This window comes from Actinophytocola sp. (assembly GCF_036402745.1).
Lineage (GTDB): Bacteria > Actinomycetota > Actinomycetes > Mycobacteriales > Pseudonocardiaceae > Actinophytocola.
In genome coordinates this window covers 1-13,549 of sequence record NZ_DASWSJ010000012.1, presented here as the reverse complement: position 1 = coordinate 13,549, position 13,549 = coordinate 1, and the positions used below count along the sequence as shown (strand labels likewise).

The following is a 13,549-nucleotide window of genomic DNA, read 5'->3' as shown; positions in this document are numbered from 1 at the left end:
GTCAACGCGCCCGGCGAACCTTCGGGCCATGACGAGCATGAAGAACACCACGGTCCTCATCTCCGGCGCGAGCATCGCCGGCCCCGCCCTCGCCCTCTGGCTCAGCCGCTACGGCTGCACCGTCACCGTCGTCGAGAAGGCGGCCACCATGCGCCCCGGCGGCCAGACCGTCGACTTCAAGGGCACCACCCACCGCACCGTCCTCGAGCGCATGGGCATCCTCGAGGAGGTCCTCGCGCGGCAGACCGGCGGCCAAGACCAGACCATCGTCGACGCCGACGAGACGCCGCTCGCCGTGCTCCCGGGCGAGTTCACCGGCGGCGAGATCGAGATCCGCCGCGGCGACCTCGCCGACCTCCTTTACCAGCGCACCAAGGACACCTGCGAGTACGTCTTCGGCGACTCGGTCACCTCGCTGACCGAGACCGGCAGCGGCGTGCACGTCACCTTCGAGCGCGGCGCCCCCCGCACCTTCGACCTCGTCGTCGGCGCCGACGGCATCCACTCCACCGTGCGCCGCCTCGCGTTCGGCCCGGAGTCGGACTACGTGCGCCACCTCGGTTACTACTACGCGCTCGCCGACCTGGGCGGCAGCGAAGGCAAGCCGGTGATGTACAACGAGCCCGGCCGCATGGCCGCGGTCGGCGGTCCCAAGGCGCCCGCGTTCTTCGTGTTCGCCTCCGAGCAGCTCAGCTACGACCGTTACGACCCCGAGCAGCAGAAGAAGCTCCTGATGGCCGCGTATGCCGATGGCGGCTGGCGGCTGCCCGGGCTGATGGCGAAGGTCCCGCACGCCACCGACATCTACCTGGACTCGCTGAGCCGGGTGGTCGTCGACCGCTACGCCACCGGACGCGTCGTGCTGCTCGGGGACGCCGCCTACGGCAACACGCTGGGCGGTTTCGGCACCGGCCTCGCGATCGTCGGCGCGTACGTCCTGGCCGGCGAGCTCCGCGCGGCGGGCGGCGACCACCGCGTCGCGTTCCGCCGGTACGAGGAGGAGTTCCGCGGCTACGCCAAGATCTCGGCGCAGGGCAGCGCCGGCCCGTTCCTCGCGCCGCGTACGAAGGCGCGGATACGGCTGCGGAACTGGACCTTCAAGTCCAGCTTCCTGTTGCGCGCCATGCTCAAGCTGACCGACAAGTTCGCCACCGGCATCGACCTCGAGGACTACTAGGACAGGCCGGGCCGGCCGGTGCCCCCACCGGTCGGCCCGACGTCCACCTGCCGTGGCTACGCCCGCTCGAGAAGGTGGGCCATCTGCTGGACCTGCGCCGTGCGCGATCTGACGATCCGCGCGGCCAGGTCCTTCGCGCGCGGGTCCGCCCCGCCGCCGGTCTCCAGCCGGGCCAGCTCGACCGCGCCGTGCTGGTGGCCGGTGAGCAGGTTCAGGAACGTCCGGTCGAACCGCGCGGCCGGCGTCGTGGCGAGCGACTCGACGACCGCCGGGTCGGTGGTGTGCATCCCGCCGTGGCCGGCGTGCGCGTGCGGGTCCGCGTCTGCCTCGAGCGGCTGGTTCCACGCGCGCAGCCAGGCCTTCATGTCCGCGAGCTCGTCGTTCTGCGTGACGGCCACCGCGGTGGCGAGATCGCGGACCTCGGCGCTGGTGGCCCTGGTCTCGGCCAGCTCCGCCATCCGCACGCCCTGCCGATGGTGCGGGATCAGCATCTGCAGGAACATCACGTCGGTGTCGTTGAAGCCGCTCGGCAGCGGCGGCGCGCTCTCGACCGTGCCCGTGGTCGCGGTGAGCGGGCTGCTACAACCGGCCAGCAGCAACAACACCACGATGAGCCAACGCGTCATGGGTGCCGCCCCTGGTTGCCGGCCGGCCCGCCGGGCGACGGAGGGCCGGCCGGCTCGTGCTACAAGGCGCGCCACAGCGCCGGGGTGCTCGACGGCTCCCAGCCCGGCAGCGCGGTGTGGCTGCGCAGGCAGCGGTACGTCGTGCCGCCGTAGGTGACCTTCGCGCCGGCCGGGTAGGCGGTGCTGGCCGACCACGTGCCGCTGACGGGCGCGGGGTTGCTCTGCTGCGCGGCGGGGGCGGCGGCCGGGGCGCGGCCGCCGACCTGGAGGTCGACGCAGGAGTAGAACGCGTTGGCCGTGTCGCCGATGTTCCACACCGCCAGCAGCTTCTGCCGGCCGGTCGCGCTGCCGAGGTTCACCGTGTGCGAGAGCGTCGGCGGCGGCTGCTGGTTGTTGAGGTTGAACACGGCCACCCGCGTGTTGCCCAGGTAGTACTCGAAGTTCAGGGTGGCGTGCCGGGCGGTGAACGTCCAGTTGAACGTCACCGTGCTGCCGACCGAGGTGACCCGCCACGGCTTGCTGTCGTCGTTGAGCTCGGCGAACCGCGCGACGCCGCCGTTGCAGCTGCGCAGGCCCTTGGGGCCTTCCACGCTCTGCGGCTCGTACTTGATGTCACCGCAGGACACGATTCCTTGCGCGCACTGCGCCTGCCGGCTCGGCGGCGACGAGATGTAGCCGTGCGCGCTGGCCGTGGCGGCCGGCAGCACGAGCAGGCTCAGCGGGGCGAGCGCGACGGCGGCCGACAGTACGGCCAGTTTTCGTTTCAGGCTCATGGCATCTCCCGGGATGCAGGGAAGGACTCCGGCGACGTGGTCCAGACCACACTTTATGGTCTAGACCATGACAGAGCGGTAGTCAAGTGGTCGCACCGTGTTATCGCGGACAAATCCGGCGTGCCGGCCCCGGTTTCGACGCCGCGGACGCGGGATACCCCAGAGGGGCCCGCTCAGCGGTGCCCGAAATGCGCCATTAGGCTGGGTTCGACGACAACCCTGGAGGTCCACATGATCGGCTTCATCGTGGCCGGACTGATCATCGGCGCGCTCGCCCGGCTCATCAAGCCCGGCAAGCAGCGGCTCGGCATCCTCGCCACCCTGCTGCTCGGGCTCGTCGGGTCGATCATCGGCGGCACGATCGCCAACCTGCTCGGCACCGGCGACATCATGGAGCTGAACGTGTTCGGCTTCATCGTCGCGGTGATCGCCTCGGTGCTGCTGATCGGCGTGGCCGAGGGCATCGCGCAGAGCCGGCACCGCGCCGTCCACTAGCCGCCGGGTCCGAAGTGGACGAACGACGCCCGGCCGTCACGAGGCGGCCGGGCGTCGTCGGTACCCCGGCGGCAGGCCGAGGAACGGCGGCGCGTCGACGAGCCGGTCCGGGAAGACCGCGACTGTCGACACCTTCCCCCGCGACGACACCGCGGTACCCCCTCGGCCGGTCTTGGCCACGTAGAGTGACCCATCCGGCCCGAATGCGAGACCGCGCGGATTGTCGAGCCCAGCCGCGACGGTCGTCATCCCGGAATGCGCCTGGGCGACTCCCGGAGTGACCAGAATCGAACACACCGTGCCGGCCGCGACGACAGCCGCGGCAAGACGAGACCTCGTGGCACGCATAGCCAGACCTCTCCTCGAACAACCCCCATGACAGCGAGCCCACAAAGGACTCGATAGGGGATCCGAAGGCGCACGGCGTGCCGTGACGGCGTTATCACTGTTTCATTTCTGCCGAAATACGGCGCTGTTCCGCGAATTTCCGCAGGACCGCGCTGGGTCACCACTCGCCGACGAGCGTCCTCAGCGGCGCTCGGCCACCCCGCGCACGAACGCGGCCTGACCGGCGTGCTGCAGGTCGTCGGAGATGACGCTCACGAGGCGCACGCCCAAGGTCACCGGCGGGTCCCAGTGCCGGTCGACGACGCGGGCGAGGTCGCCGTCGGTGAGGCCGCCGACGTAGGCGACGGTCCGCGCGTGGACCGCGTCGTGGTAACCCAGGAGCAGGTCGCCCGCGACGCGCACCTTGGCCACGTCGTCGGGGCCGTGGCCGTAGCCGGTGTCGCCCGACCCGAACGGCAGGGCGAACCGCTCGGCCCAGCCCTGCTCGGTCCACGCCTGCGCGGTGCCGGCGACGCCCGCGACATGGTCGTCCTGGATGCGGGTCAGGTGCCACACGAGCCAGGCGATCGAGTTGGCCTCGGCGTCGACCCGGTAGGCGAGGTCGTCGACGGACAGACCGTCGACGGCCCGGTGGACAACGCCCTGGATCCGGCCGAAACAGTCGGTGAGCAGCTCCGCGGTCGTCACCGTTGCGACGCTACGCCGCCCCGCGCGACCGTGCCGGCGAAGCGGCCGACCCAGGCCCGCTGCCAGGGCGTCTCGACCGCGCGCGGATCGAAGTTGGCTCTGGCCCAGCCGACGGCGCCGGCCGCGGGCACCCCCGCGAGCACCGCGAGGCAGGCGATGACCGTGCCGGTCCGCCCGACCCCGCCGCCGCACGCGACCTCGACGCGCTCGCCCGCGCGGGCCCGCTCGTGCAGCGCCCGGATGTGGCCGGCGGCCCGCTCGCGGTCGACCGGCAGCAGGAAGTCCGGCCAGCCGATCCACCGCTGCGGCCACCGCAGGTCCGGCCCGTGCCGCAGCCAGAGCCGGCGGGTGCCAAGGTAGAGCCCGAAGTCGGGAGCCGGGCCCGCCGGGGCCGGGTTGCGGAGTCCCCGCCCCCGCACCCAGGCCCCGTCGGGCAGCCGGATCGCGCCGTCCAGTCGTGCGGTCGTCATCCGGACAGCATGCCCGAGGATCGAGGAGCAGCGCCGGCACAAATGGCCGGACCGGTCGGCCGCGACAGCACGTCCGGCTTTCCCATGTGCATTTCTCCATTCGCCGCATGCATTCCTACGACGAATGCCACCGGCACGACATCGGCGACGACTGCCCATACCTGCCGCCGGCGCAGCGGCCCCGCGCGATCACCGAGCGGGCTGAAACGCCGGTGCGTTCTGTCGGTGGTGGTTGGTAGAACGGCGGCATGAACGTCCGCGAGGCTCATCCCGGTGAGCACGACGAGATCCGTGCGCTGCTCACCACCGCCTACGGACAGTACGTCGGCGAGGTGCCGGCCGCGCTGTTCGAGCACTACGTCCACGACCTCACCGACCTCGACCACGCGGCGGGCCGGGCCACCACGCTGGTCGCGCTCGACGACGACCGCGTCGTCGGCACGGCCCGGTTCTACCCGGCCGGCAAGGTCGAGGAGGTGCCGTTACCCGCGGACTGGGCCTGGGTCCGCGCCGTCGCCGTGCACCCGTCGCTGCGCCGCGGCGGGGTCGCCCGCGCGCTCATGGCCCACTGCACGGGCCTCGCCGCCACGCCGGGAACGGCCGCGCTGAGCCTGCACACGTTCGCCTTCATGGCCGGCGCCGTCCGCCTCTACGAGCAGCTCGGCTACCGGCGCGCGCCCGAATGGGACATCTCGGTGTCCGAGCACTACGCCGTCGGCGGCGACCTGGTGGCCCTCACCTACCGGCTCGACGTGTTACCCGCGTCCTGACCGGACTTCACCGGAGGCCGGCGCGGGTGATTCCCGGGTTGTGCGGAAATGTCGTGCCTTCGACGGGCCCGAGCCGGGCGGGCGACTCCCAACCGTTCGACCCCGAACATCGAACCGCAATACGGACACGGCCGGGTGCCGGCCCGGAATCACCTGCTCGAGTAGTTCCCGGTTCGGCACGAGGCCGGGCGGTTTGGGTACGATCGCGGGCATCGTCGGGACCATGGGCGCGGCGCTAGAGTCACGAATTGATTTCCCTCGAGCCAGACATTCGACATTCCGAAAGTTAAGTTCACCGATCAACTCATGACATGACGGCCACCCGTGGGATACGGTGCGCACTAACAAACCACCAGGTCTGCATGCATCACCACCTCTACGGGAGCACAACGATGGCACAGAAGGTACTTGTCCAGCTCATAGACGACCTGGACGGCACGAGCGCGGAGGATGTCACCACTGTCCAGTTCGGGCTGGACGGGGTCACATATGAGATCGATCTCACGGAATCCAACGCAGATCGACTTCGTGACCTCCTGGCGGAGTACGTCGGCTCGGCGCGCCGGACGGGCGGCCGGGTCAAGCGCGGCGGGCGTCCCGGCGGCGCCGGTGGCGCGGCCAACAACGACGCCGGCCAGATTCGGGAATGGGCCCAGGCGAACGGCATCGAGCTGGCGGCGCGGGGTCGCATTCCCTCGCACGTGGCCGAGTCCTACCGCCAGGCCCAGGCCGACGAGAAGGCGAAGGCCGCCACCAACGGCGCACCGAAGCGGCGGGCCCGGGCGAAGAAGAGCTGAATTCTTCTCAGCCGTTTACAGAATCCGCCGGCAAGCCCCACGGCCGGCGGTCGCGCGGTTACCAGATGTGGCGGCCGAAACTCGGACGGCCGCCACCCCGCCGCGTCGGGCGTGGTCACCGTTCTGATCACATGACCCCGGCCGGGCAATCGGCCCGGCTTCGGCTACGGCCGGTCACCGTCACGTGGGCGGGGAAAGGGCGCGAACCTCAGCCGGGCGCGGTGGTCGAGGCGCACGCATTCCGGCCGCCGCCAGGCGTCGAGGAGGTCGGCGTCGGTGTACGCGAACGGCTCCGCGTCGATGTCCGCCCGCCAGGCCGCGAACAGCGCCATGAGCTGCGCGAACTCGCCCTTCGTACCCTCCACGTGACGGTACGTCGCCGAACCGGGCACCGTTGTTACTCGCGAGTTGTCGACGGTTCGCCGCTCGGCCATTCGGACGCTTTGTCCGCAACTTCGTCGCGACCGGTGGCCGTCCCCGGTTACAAAGGGGCCGGGAGGATCAGCATGGCCAAGCGGTCCGGCGTCGTCCTCGGCGCGGCAGTGCTCGCCCTCGTCGTGGCCAACAACGGCGGCGGGCGCACGGCCGCGCCCGGCGGCGGCACCGGCCCGGCGGCCGCGCTGGGCCTGTCCGCGAGCCAGGCGGCGGCCCAGCGGGGCGACCTCGCCGCCGCCTCCCGGGCCATGGGCATGCTGGCCGGGCCGGGCGGGCGCCGGCACGACACCGACTGCGCCGCGAACGCCTTCGGCCAGGTGCGCGCCTACCTGGCCCGCACCCCGTGCCGCTCGCTCGACCGGCTGCTGTTCACCATCCGCGACTCGCGCGGCGGCACGATCGCGGTGGCCGTCGCCTGGGTCGACTTCCCCACCGCCGCCCAGGCGCGGGAGTTCCGGCGCATCGACGACATCTGGGGCACCGGCCAGATCAGCCCGCTGCCCGGCGCGACCGCGGGCATCCCGAACGTCCGGCTCTCCGGCCAGCACTACCGCTCCCGGCGCGAGGGCACGCTCGCCGTGGTCGCCGAGGCCGAGCCGGTGACCGGGCAGCAGACCGACGCGCTGCTCGACCAGCTCGCCGGCGTGGCCGTGCTGCTGCCGTACGTGGCGCCGCCGTCGGGGAAGTGAGGCGATGGCCGACCCGCGCGCGTTCTACGACGACCTCGCCGGCGACTACCACCTGATGTTCGGCGACTGGTGGGCGAGCGCCGAGCGCCAGGGCGTGGTCATCGGCGAGCTGTTGCGCCGGAACGGGGTCCACCCGCCGGCCGCCCTGCTGGACTGCACGTGCGGCATCGGCACCCAGGCACTTCCCCTTGCCGCGCAAGGCTTCCGGGTTACCGGGTCGGACCTCAGCACGGCGGCGGTCGCCCGCGCCGCCACCGAGGCCCACAACCGCGGCATCGCCATCGAGCTGTCCGTGGCCGACGTCCGCGCGCTCCCGGCGCCGGCCCGGCCGTTCGACGCGGTCGTGTCGTGCGACAACTCGCTGCCGCACCTGCTCACCGACGCCGACCTCGCCACCGCGCTGCACGCGATCCGCACCCAGCTCGACACCGGCGGGCTCTTCGTGGCGAGCACGCGCGACTACCACCAGCTCCTGCGCGACGAGGTGCACGGCGTCCTGCCGGCGGTGCGCGAGGTGGAGGGCCGGCGGCGGATCGTGGGCCAGGCGTGGCAGTGGTCGGCCGACCGGCGGACGGTCGAGATCAACGTGTTCTTCCTGCGCCAGGACGGTCCCGAGTGGACGACCGTGGTGCGCTCGACCACCTACCGGGCGCTGCGACGTGACGAGCTGTCCGCCGCACTGGCCGCCGCGGGCTTCCGGGACATCCGCTGGCTCACCCCCGACGAGTCCGGCTACTACCAGCCGGTGGTCGTGGCCCGCGCGGCCTAGCGACCAGACAGCACGGAGGCCGACGGGGTCACCGCCGGCCTCCGCGGGTCTCGCCGATGGTCGCCGCGGGCCGTACTCCCGGCCCGCGCGCCCCGCGGCTTACCTGTCGCCCTGCATCCGGTCCTTGGCGTCGTGCACCGCACCGGCGGCCTTGTCCCGCAGGTCGTGCCCGGTCTCCTTGGCCTCGCCGCTCACCTGGTCGCGCTTACCGGCGTTCTCGAGGTCCTCGTTGTCCGTCGTACGACCGAGCCGCTCCTTGGCCTCGCCGACCAGCTGCTCGGCCTTGTCCTTGGCCTTGTCGAACACGCTCATCTCGGATCTCCTCTTTTCCCCTGTGGGAACCCCGTGGATCCCCTCCTGCCAGTGGCTGCCCGGTACCGGGAGCGGCGAAACCTTCAGGGAGCCAGATCACCCGGTGCGGTAACCGTCAGCACCGGACCCGGCGCCGATATCCGAGGGTTGCCACGTGGGACAGACGCATGCGGGCGGATGGCCGGGCCGCGCGCCCGCACCGCCGGCCCGGCACGCCGTCCGGTGTGGACCCACTGCGCCCGCTGTCCGAGGCGGCTGCACGAGGCGGCTGTCCGCGCCCGGCGAGCCCGCAGCTGGCGACGGTCACCCGGGTGATGCGGTACCTGGCACCGGTCGGCGTCCTGGTGTCCGGCGCGTTCTTCCCGGTGCCGATCGCGGTGCTGCTGTACTTCCTGGCCACCAACGTGTGGACGTTCGGCCAGCAGCACGTGCTGGGCGACGTGGTCGAACGGGAGGCGGCAGGTGTCGGCCGGGCGCGCCGGGGAACCCCGCCGGACAGACGGGGGAGGTAGCCCGATGATCGAGGTGACGGCCGAGGTGGACGCGCCGCCGGAGCAGGTGTTCGCCGTCCTCGCCGACGGCTGGTCGTACGCGGGGTGGGTCGTGGGCGCCACGCACGTGCGGGCCGTGGACGAGGGCTGGCCGGCGGTCGGCACGCGGATCCACCACAGCGTGGGCCCGTGGCCCCTGACGGCGAACGACGTGACGACGGTGACGGCCGTCGCGCGGGACCGGCTGCTCGAGTTGGACGCCCAGGTGTGGCCGGTCGGCGCGGCGCGGGTCCGGTTCACGCTGACCCCGGCACCGGGCGGCACGACGGTGTCGATGGCCGAGCTGGCGGAGCGCGGCCCGGCGGCGCTGCTGCCCCGGTCGGCGCAGGCGCTGCTGCTGATCCCCCGCAACCGCGAGTCGCTCAGCCGCCTCGGCAACCTGGCGACCGGCCGGGGTGGCTGACCTCAGTACAGGGACCGGTGCAGCGTCTGGATCAACGCGCGGTAGCCACCACCCAGGGCGCCGTTGCGGGCCAGGGCCGCGCGGGCCGCGTTGGCACCCGCCGCGCCGTGGACGCCGCCACCCGGGTGGGCCGACGCACCCGCCAGGAACAGGCGGTCCACCGGCGTGTCCGCGCGGCCCAGGCCCGGCACGGGGCGGAACACCAGCTGCTGGTGGATCGCCGACGTGCCCGCGTTGATCGCGCCCTCGACCAGGCTCGGGTTGTGCGCCTGCAGCTCGGCCGGGCCGGCGATGGCGCGGCCCACGATCCGGTCCCGGAAGCCCGGCGCCTGCGCCTCGATCACCTGCTCGATCCGGTCCGCCCGCCGCCGCAGCCGCGCCTCCGGCCACGACTCCCCGCGCGGCACGTGCGTGTAGGCCCACACCGCCTCGGTGCCGGCCGGCGAGCGGGACGGGTCCGCCGTCGTCATCTGGCCCAGCAGCAGGAACGGCGCGCGCGGCACCCGGCCGCACGCGAGGTCGGTGGCGACCCCGGACAGCCCGTCGAGGTCGGCGCCGAGGTGGACCGTGCCGGCCGCGCCCACCGGCGACGCCGTCCACGGGATCGGGCCGGACAGCGCCCAGTCGACCTTGACCGTGCCGTCGTCCCAGTGGAACCGGGCCAGGTCGGCCACCAGCCGCGCCGGCAGGTTCGCCTCGCCGACCAGGTCGCGGTACAGCAGCGGGGCGGGCACGTCGGCGAGCACCGCGCGGCGGGCCCGGACCGCCACCCCGGACGCGTCCCGCACGCCGACCGCCTGGCCGCCGGCCACCAGCACCTCCGTGACCGGCCGGCCGCAGTCGACCCGACCGTCCCGTTCGGACAGCCGGCGCACCAGCGCCTCGGTGATCTTTCCCGCGCCACCCTCGGGCACGGGGAAGCCGACCTCCTGGCCGAGCATCGTGAGCAGCCAGCCGAACACCCCGCTGCCCGCGTTGTCCGGCCCGAGGTCGGTGTGCAGCGCGTTGCCGGCGAGCAGCACCCGCGCGCCGTCCCCGGCGAACCGCTCGCGGCCGAGCGTGCGCGCCGGCAGCGTCAGCATCCTGGCCAGCCGCAGGACCTCCCCCGCACCCAGCGTGCGCAGCAGCCGCGCGCCCGCGCGCACCGGGGGGAACGGCCGCAGGATCGCGTCGAGCACGTCGTCGCGGACCCGCTGCCAGTACGCGAACTCCGCGCGCCACGCGTCGGCGTCCTCCGGCGCGAACGTGGCCACCGAGGCCGCCGTCGTGTCGAGGTCGCGCGACAGGCTCACGTGCCGGCCGTCCGGGAAGACGTGCGCGAGCACCGCGGGCGCGTGCCGCCAGCGCAGCCCGTACCGCTCGAGGCCCAGGTCGAGCAGCGCCGGCGACGCGGCGGCCAGCGGGTAGAACGCGCTGCACAGGTCGCTCAGGTAGCCCGGCGCGGTGATCTCGGCCGAGCGGACCGCGCCGCCGGGCTCCTCGGCCGCCTCCGCGACGAGCACCCGCCAGCCGGCGTCGGCCAGCACGTTGGCCGCAACGAGGCCGTTGTGCCCGGCCCCGATCACGACCGCGTCGACATCGGACCCAGCCACACCCCCAACCTACGGCGTAGCACCGGACCGGGGGCGACGAGACTGGGCGGATGGCGACGGGACTGCCGGCACGGGCCGGCCTGCGGGAGTGGCTGTCCGCGCGGTTGACCGCGATGCGGGCCGGCGCTGCCTACCGGCCGCCGCTGCCCGCCGAGCTCGACGCCGGGGTCCTCGGGCTCGAGGCGGTCCTCGCCGGCGCGCCGGCGGACTCGTTGGCAGCGCTCGGGTTCACGGTCTCGTCCGGTGTGGACGAGACGACCGGGCGGCCGTACACGCTCGTCGCCGACGAGGTGGACACCGAGCGGGCGTGGGGCGCGGTGGTGCTGCCGACCGGCCGGCCGACGCTGGTGATCGAGGTACCGCACCCCAGGTCCGACCGGCGGACCGCGCGGCTGGGCCTGGAGCTGTTCCACGCGGTGCCGGGCTCGGCGCTCCTGGTGGCGGGCGCGCACCGGACCGCGGGCGGCGGCGCGGCCGACGTCGCGCACCGGACGGACTCGATGTTCCACGTATGGGCCGGGGTGCTCGGCACGCGGGCGCCGGAGGTCCAGCTGCACGGCTACGCGGCGGCGAGCCTGCCGGCGTTCGACGCGGTGACGTCGGCAAGCGGCGGCGTGGCCACCGCGGCGCACGTGGCCGCGCGGGATGCGTTGGCGGCGCGGGGTTTCCGGGTGTGTGCCGGGTGGTGGCTCGGCACGTGCGGGCGGTTGGAGGGGACCACCAACGTGCAGGGCATCGCCGCGGCCGGGCGCGGGTCGCCGTTCCTGCACCTGGAGCTGGCCCCGGGCCCGCGCACCGACCCGGCCGGGCGGGCGGCCGTGGTCGCGGCGATCGCGGAGAGCTGGCCGTAGAGAACTCGGTCGCCCCCCGGGCCCGCACACTGGGCGGCACGGTCCGCGCGGTGGTCACCGCCGGGGAGGACCGCCTCGGCGTAGCCGGACCGTCCACTCTGGACACTCCGTGGTGGGCCGAGGTGGTCGTCCGGCTGGGCCGCGCGCTCGGCACGGATGTCCTCGTGCCGCAGCGGCCGCCCGTCGACTACCCGGGCGACCCGACGGGCGTGATCCGCACGGCCCTCCACGTCGCCGCGACCCCCGACCCTGGCCGGCGTAGTGCATGATCGCTGAGTGGAACGGAACTGGGCGGGAAACCTGACCTACTCGGCGGCCGAGATCCTGCGGCCGGCCAGTGTCGCCGGTGTGCAGCAGGCGGTCGTGGACCATCCGCGGGTTCGGGCGCTCGGGTCGCGGCACTCGTTCAACGACCTCGCCGACACCGGCGGGGTCCTCGTGTCGCTCGAGGGGTTGCCGCCCGATGTCGTGGTGGACGGCGAGACGGTGACGGTCTCCGCGGGCACCAGGTACGGGGTGCTCGCCGCCGCGCTCGAGGAGCGGGGGCTGGCGCTGGCGAACCTCGCCTCGCTGCCGCACATCTCGGTCGCCGGAGCGGTTGCCACCGGGACGCACGGCTCGGGTGTCGGCAACGGGTGCCTGTCGACGTCGGTGGCCGCGCTCGAGCTCGTCGGCGCGGACGGTGAGCTGCGGCGGATCACCCGCGAGGACCCGGAGTTCGCGGGAAGCGTGGTCGCGCTCGGGGCGCTCGGCGTGGTGGTCCGGGTGACGCTCGACGTGCTGGCGACCTTCGCCGTGCGGCAGGACGTCTACCCGCGCGTCCCGTGGGCACCGGTGCTCGCCGACCTGGACGCGGTGCTGGCGTGCGGCTACAGCGTGAGCTTGTTCACCAACTGGGTGGGCCCCTGGCAGGTCTGGGTGAAGTCGACCGGCACGACCCCGCCGGCGGACCTCTTCGGCGCGCCACCGTCACCCGTGCCGGTGCACATGATCGACGGCGAGCCCGCCGCGGCCGTCACCGAGCAGCTCGGGGTGCCGGGTCCCTGGCTGGACCGCCTGCCGCACTTCCGCATGGGCCACAAGCCGAGCAGCGGCGAGGAGCTGCAGAGCGAGTACCTGGTGCCCCGCCCGGCGGCGGTCGAAGCCTTGACCAGGGTCCGGGCGATGGGCGAGCGCGTGGCACCCCTGCTGCACGTGACCGAGGTCCGCACGGTCGCCGCCGACGACCTGTGGCTGAGCGGCGCGAGCGGCTACGACGCGGTGGCGATCCACTTCACCTGGCGGCTGGAGCCCGCCGCCGTGTTCGCGCTCCTGCCCGACCTCGAGGCCGCGCTGCTCCCGCTGGGCGCCCGCCCGCACTGGGGCAAGTGCTTCGCGGCCACCGCCGCGGACCTGGCCCCGCGCTATCCCCGGTGGACGGACTTCGCGGAGCTGCGCCGGGACCGCGACCCGGCCGGCAAGTTCACCAACGCCTACTTGGCCCGCGTGCTAGTCCGCCTCCCCGGGATTTAAAGTGTGCCTTGCGTCCCGGCGAATGTGCGGGTATCGAGGTGGGTGGTGGCTGGGTACCGTCACGGTCCCCTGAGGTTCCGGTGGTCGGCGCGGGACTTCACCTGGTCCGCCTCCCCGGATTTAAAGTGTGGGTTGCGTTCCGGCGAATGGTGTGGGTGTCGAGGTGGGTGGTGGCTGGGTGTCGTCACGGTCCCCTGAGGTTCCGGTGGTCGGCGCGGGACTTCACATGATCTACGAGACAGGCCTTAGCCTGGACCCGGTCCGCGCACGAGATCAGAGGAGCTCTCATGCA

The 13,549-nt window shown here is 73.3% G+C and carries 18 protein-coding genes; 11 read left to right on the top strand and 7 right to left on the bottom strand.

What is annotated here, in order from left to right:
- Positions 1-37: 37 nt before the first annotated feature.
- Positions 38-1,177 (top strand): FAD-dependent monooxygenase, encoded by a 1,140-nt coding sequence (locus tag VGD70_RS00915; RefSeq protein ID WP_331077147.1) that lies wholly within the window; start codon positions 38-40, stop codon positions 1,175-1,177.
- Positions 1,178-1,233: 56 nt separating this feature from the next.
- Here VGD70_RS00915 and VGD70_RS00910 read toward each other — a convergent pair whose 3' ends face one another.
- Both VGD70_RS00910 and VGD70_RS00905 read right to left on the bottom strand, forming a co-directional pair.
- Entirely contained in the window at positions 1,234-1,803 is a 570-nt protein-coding gene (locus tag VGD70_RS00910) for a DUF305 domain-containing protein (protein WP_331077082.1), read from the bottom strand.
- 59 nt (positions 1,804-1,862) lie between these two features.
- On the bottom strand, positions 1,863-2,576 hold the full coding sequence (locus tag VGD70_RS00905; protein WP_331077081.1) for a lytic polysaccharide monooxygenase: 714 nt from the start codon (positions 2,574-2,576) through the stop codon (positions 1,863-1,865).
- A gap of 231 nt (positions 2,577-2,807) precedes the next feature.
- Between VGD70_RS00905 and VGD70_RS00900 the strand changes: the two genes are divergently transcribed.
- On the top strand, positions 2,808-3,071 hold the full coding sequence (locus VGD70_RS00900; RefSeq protein WP_331077079.1) for a hypothetical protein: 264 nt from the start codon (positions 2,808-2,810) through the stop codon (positions 3,069-3,071).
- Positions 3,072-3,599: 528 nt separating this feature from the next.
- Here the strand turns inward: VGD70_RS00900 and VGD70_RS00895 are convergent.
- Both VGD70_RS00895 and VGD70_RS00890 read right to left on the bottom strand, forming a co-directional pair.
- Positions 3,600-4,106, bottom strand: a complete 507-nt coding sequence (locus tag VGD70_RS00895) for a mycothiol transferase (RefSeq protein WP_331077077.1) — start codon at positions 4,104-4,106, stop codon at positions 3,600-3,602.
- Positions 4,103-4,576, bottom strand: a complete 474-nt coding sequence (locus VGD70_RS00890) for a protein-tyrosine phosphatase family protein (protein WP_331077076.1) — start codon at positions 4,574-4,576, stop codon at positions 4,103-4,105. Before VGD70_RS00890 ends, VGD70_RS00895 begins: the two co-directional genes overlap by 4 nt.
- A gap of 248 nt (positions 4,577-4,824) precedes the next feature.
- Between VGD70_RS00890 and VGD70_RS00885 the strand changes: the two genes are divergently transcribed.
- The gene (locus tag VGD70_RS00885) at positions 4,825-5,346 is read left to right on the top strand and encodes a GNAT family N-acetyltransferase (protein WP_331077074.1); all 522 of its coding nucleotides are present in this window, start codon (positions 4,825-4,827) and stop codon (positions 5,344-5,346) included.
- 392 nt (positions 5,347-5,738) lie between these two features.
- Positions 5,739-6,143 carry an Lsr2 family protein gene (locus VGD70_RS00880; RefSeq protein WP_331077072.1) on the top strand — a complete coding sequence of 135 codons (405 nt, stop codon included), beginning with the start codon at positions 5,739-5,741 and terminating at the stop codon, positions 6,141-6,143.
- A gap of 164 nt (positions 6,144-6,307) precedes the next feature.
- On the opposite strand, the gene VGD70_RS00875 is transcribed toward VGD70_RS00880, so the two are convergent.
- Entirely contained in the window at positions 6,308-6,508 is a 201-nt protein-coding gene (locus VGD70_RS00875) for a hypothetical protein (protein WP_331077070.1), read from the bottom strand.
- Between the two features lie 141 nt (positions 6,509-6,649).
- Between VGD70_RS00875 and VGD70_RS00870 the strand changes: the two genes are divergently transcribed.
- Both VGD70_RS00870 and VGD70_RS00865 read left to right on the top strand, forming a co-directional pair.
- Complete coding sequence (locus VGD70_RS00870; RefSeq protein ID WP_331077068.1) at positions 6,650-7,267, top strand: hypothetical protein; 618 nt, start codon at positions 6,650-6,652, stop codon at positions 7,265-7,267.
- 4 nt (positions 7,268-7,271) lie between these two features.
- Entirely contained in the window at positions 7,272-8,036 is a 765-nt protein-coding gene (locus VGD70_RS00865) for a class I SAM-dependent methyltransferase (protein ID WP_331077067.1), read from the top strand.
- A gap of 99 nt (positions 8,037-8,135) precedes the next feature.
- Here the strand turns inward: VGD70_RS00865 and VGD70_RS00860 are convergent, their stop codons facing one another.
- Positions 8,136-8,348, bottom strand: coding sequence for a CsbD family protein (locus VGD70_RS00860; RefSeq protein WP_331077065.1), 213 nt, complete (start codon positions 8,346-8,348; stop codon positions 8,136-8,138).
- 167 nt (positions 8,349-8,515) lie between these two features.
- Here VGD70_RS00860 and VGD70_RS00855 point away from each other — a divergent pair, with 167 nt between their 5' ends.
- Both VGD70_RS00855 and VGD70_RS00850 read left to right on the top strand, forming a co-directional pair.
- Positions 8,516-8,860, top strand: coding sequence for a hypothetical protein (locus tag VGD70_RS00855; protein ID WP_331077063.1), 345 nt, complete (start codon positions 8,516-8,518; stop codon positions 8,858-8,860).
- Between the two features lie 4 nt (positions 8,861-8,864).
- Positions 8,865-9,302: an SRPBCC family protein gene (locus VGD70_RS00850; RefSeq protein WP_331077061.1), complete on the top strand. Its 438-nt coding sequence runs from the start codon at positions 8,865-8,867 to the stop codon at positions 9,300-9,302.
- A gap of 2 nt (positions 9,303-9,304) precedes the next feature.
- On the opposite strand, the gene VGD70_RS00845 is transcribed toward VGD70_RS00850, so the two are convergent.
- Positions 9,305-10,894: an NAD(P)/FAD-dependent oxidoreductase gene (locus VGD70_RS00845; protein ID WP_331077059.1), complete on the bottom strand. Its 1,590-nt coding sequence runs from the start codon at positions 10,892-10,894 to the stop codon at positions 9,305-9,307.
- Between the two features lie 50 nt (positions 10,895-10,944).
- On the opposite strand from VGD70_RS00845, the gene VGD70_RS00840 reads away from it, so the two are divergent.
- The 3 genes from VGD70_RS00840 to VGD70_RS00830 are packed head-to-tail and all read left to right on the top strand — an operon-like array spanning position 10,945 to position 13,257.
- Complete coding sequence (locus tag VGD70_RS00840; RefSeq protein WP_331077057.1) at positions 10,945-11,745, top strand: hypothetical protein; 801 nt, start codon at positions 10,945-10,947, stop codon at positions 11,743-11,745.
- A 50-nt stretch (positions 11,746-11,795) separates the two neighbouring features.
- Positions 11,796-12,014 (top strand): hypothetical protein, encoded by a 219-nt coding sequence (locus VGD70_RS00835; protein ID WP_331077055.1) that lies wholly within the window; start codon positions 11,796-11,798, stop codon positions 12,012-12,014.
- 7 nt (positions 12,015-12,021) lie between these two features.
- Positions 12,022-13,257 (top strand): D-arabinono-1,4-lactone oxidase, encoded by a 1,236-nt coding sequence (locus tag VGD70_RS00830; protein ID WP_331077053.1) that lies wholly within the window; start codon positions 12,022-12,024, stop codon positions 13,255-13,257.
- Positions 13,258-13,549: the final 292 nt, after the last annotated feature.

Excerpts from the sequence above, each read along its gene's own strand:
- VGD70_RS00915 (WP_331077147.1), top strand. The coding sequence starts at position 38 with ATGAAGAACACCACGGTCCTCATCTCCGGCGCGAGCATCGCCGGCCCC.
- VGD70_RS00910 (WP_331077082.1), bottom strand. The coding sequence starts at position 1,803 with ATGACGCGTTGGCTCATCGTGGTGTTGTTGCTGCTGGCCGGTTGTAGC.
- VGD70_RS00905 (WP_331077081.1), bottom strand. The coding sequence starts at position 2,576 with ATGAGCCTGAAACGAAAACTGGCCGTACTGTCGGCCGCCGTCGCGCTC.
- VGD70_RS00900 (WP_331077079.1), top strand. The coding sequence starts at position 2,808 with ATGATCGGCTTCATCGTGGCCGGACTGATCATCGGCGCGCTCGCCCGG.
- VGD70_RS00890 (WP_331077076.1), bottom strand. The coding sequence starts at position 4,576 with ATGACGACCGCACGACTGGACGGCGCGATCCGGCTGCCCGACGGGGCC.
- VGD70_RS00885 (WP_331077074.1), top strand. The coding sequence starts at position 4,825 with ATGAACGTCCGCGAGGCTCATCCCGGTGAGCACGACGAGATCCGTGCG.
- VGD70_RS00880 (WP_331077072.1), top strand. The coding sequence starts at position 5,739 with ATGGCACAGAAGGTACTTGTCCAGCTCATAGACGACCTGGACGGCACG.
- VGD70_RS00870 (WP_331077068.1), top strand. The coding sequence starts at position 6,650 with ATGGCCAAGCGGTCCGGCGTCGTCCTCGGCGCGGCAGTGCTCGCCCTC.
- VGD70_RS00865 (WP_331077067.1), top strand. The coding sequence starts at position 7,272 with ATGGCCGACCCGCGCGCGTTCTACGACGACCTCGCCGGCGACTACCAC.
- VGD70_RS00860 (WP_331077065.1), bottom strand. The coding sequence starts at position 8,348 with ATGAGCGTGTTCGACAAGGCCAAGGACAAGGCCGAGCAGCTGGTCGGC.
- VGD70_RS00855 (WP_331077063.1), top strand. The coding sequence starts at position 8,516 with ATGCGGGCGGATGGCCGGGCCGCGCGCCCGCACCGCCGGCCCGGCACG.
- VGD70_RS00850 (WP_331077061.1), top strand. The coding sequence starts at position 8,865 with ATGATCGAGGTGACGGCCGAGGTGGACGCGCCGCCGGAGCAGGTGTTC.
- VGD70_RS00840 (WP_331077057.1), top strand. The coding sequence starts at position 10,945 with ATGGCGACGGGACTGCCGGCACGGGCCGGCCTGCGGGAGTGGCTGTCC.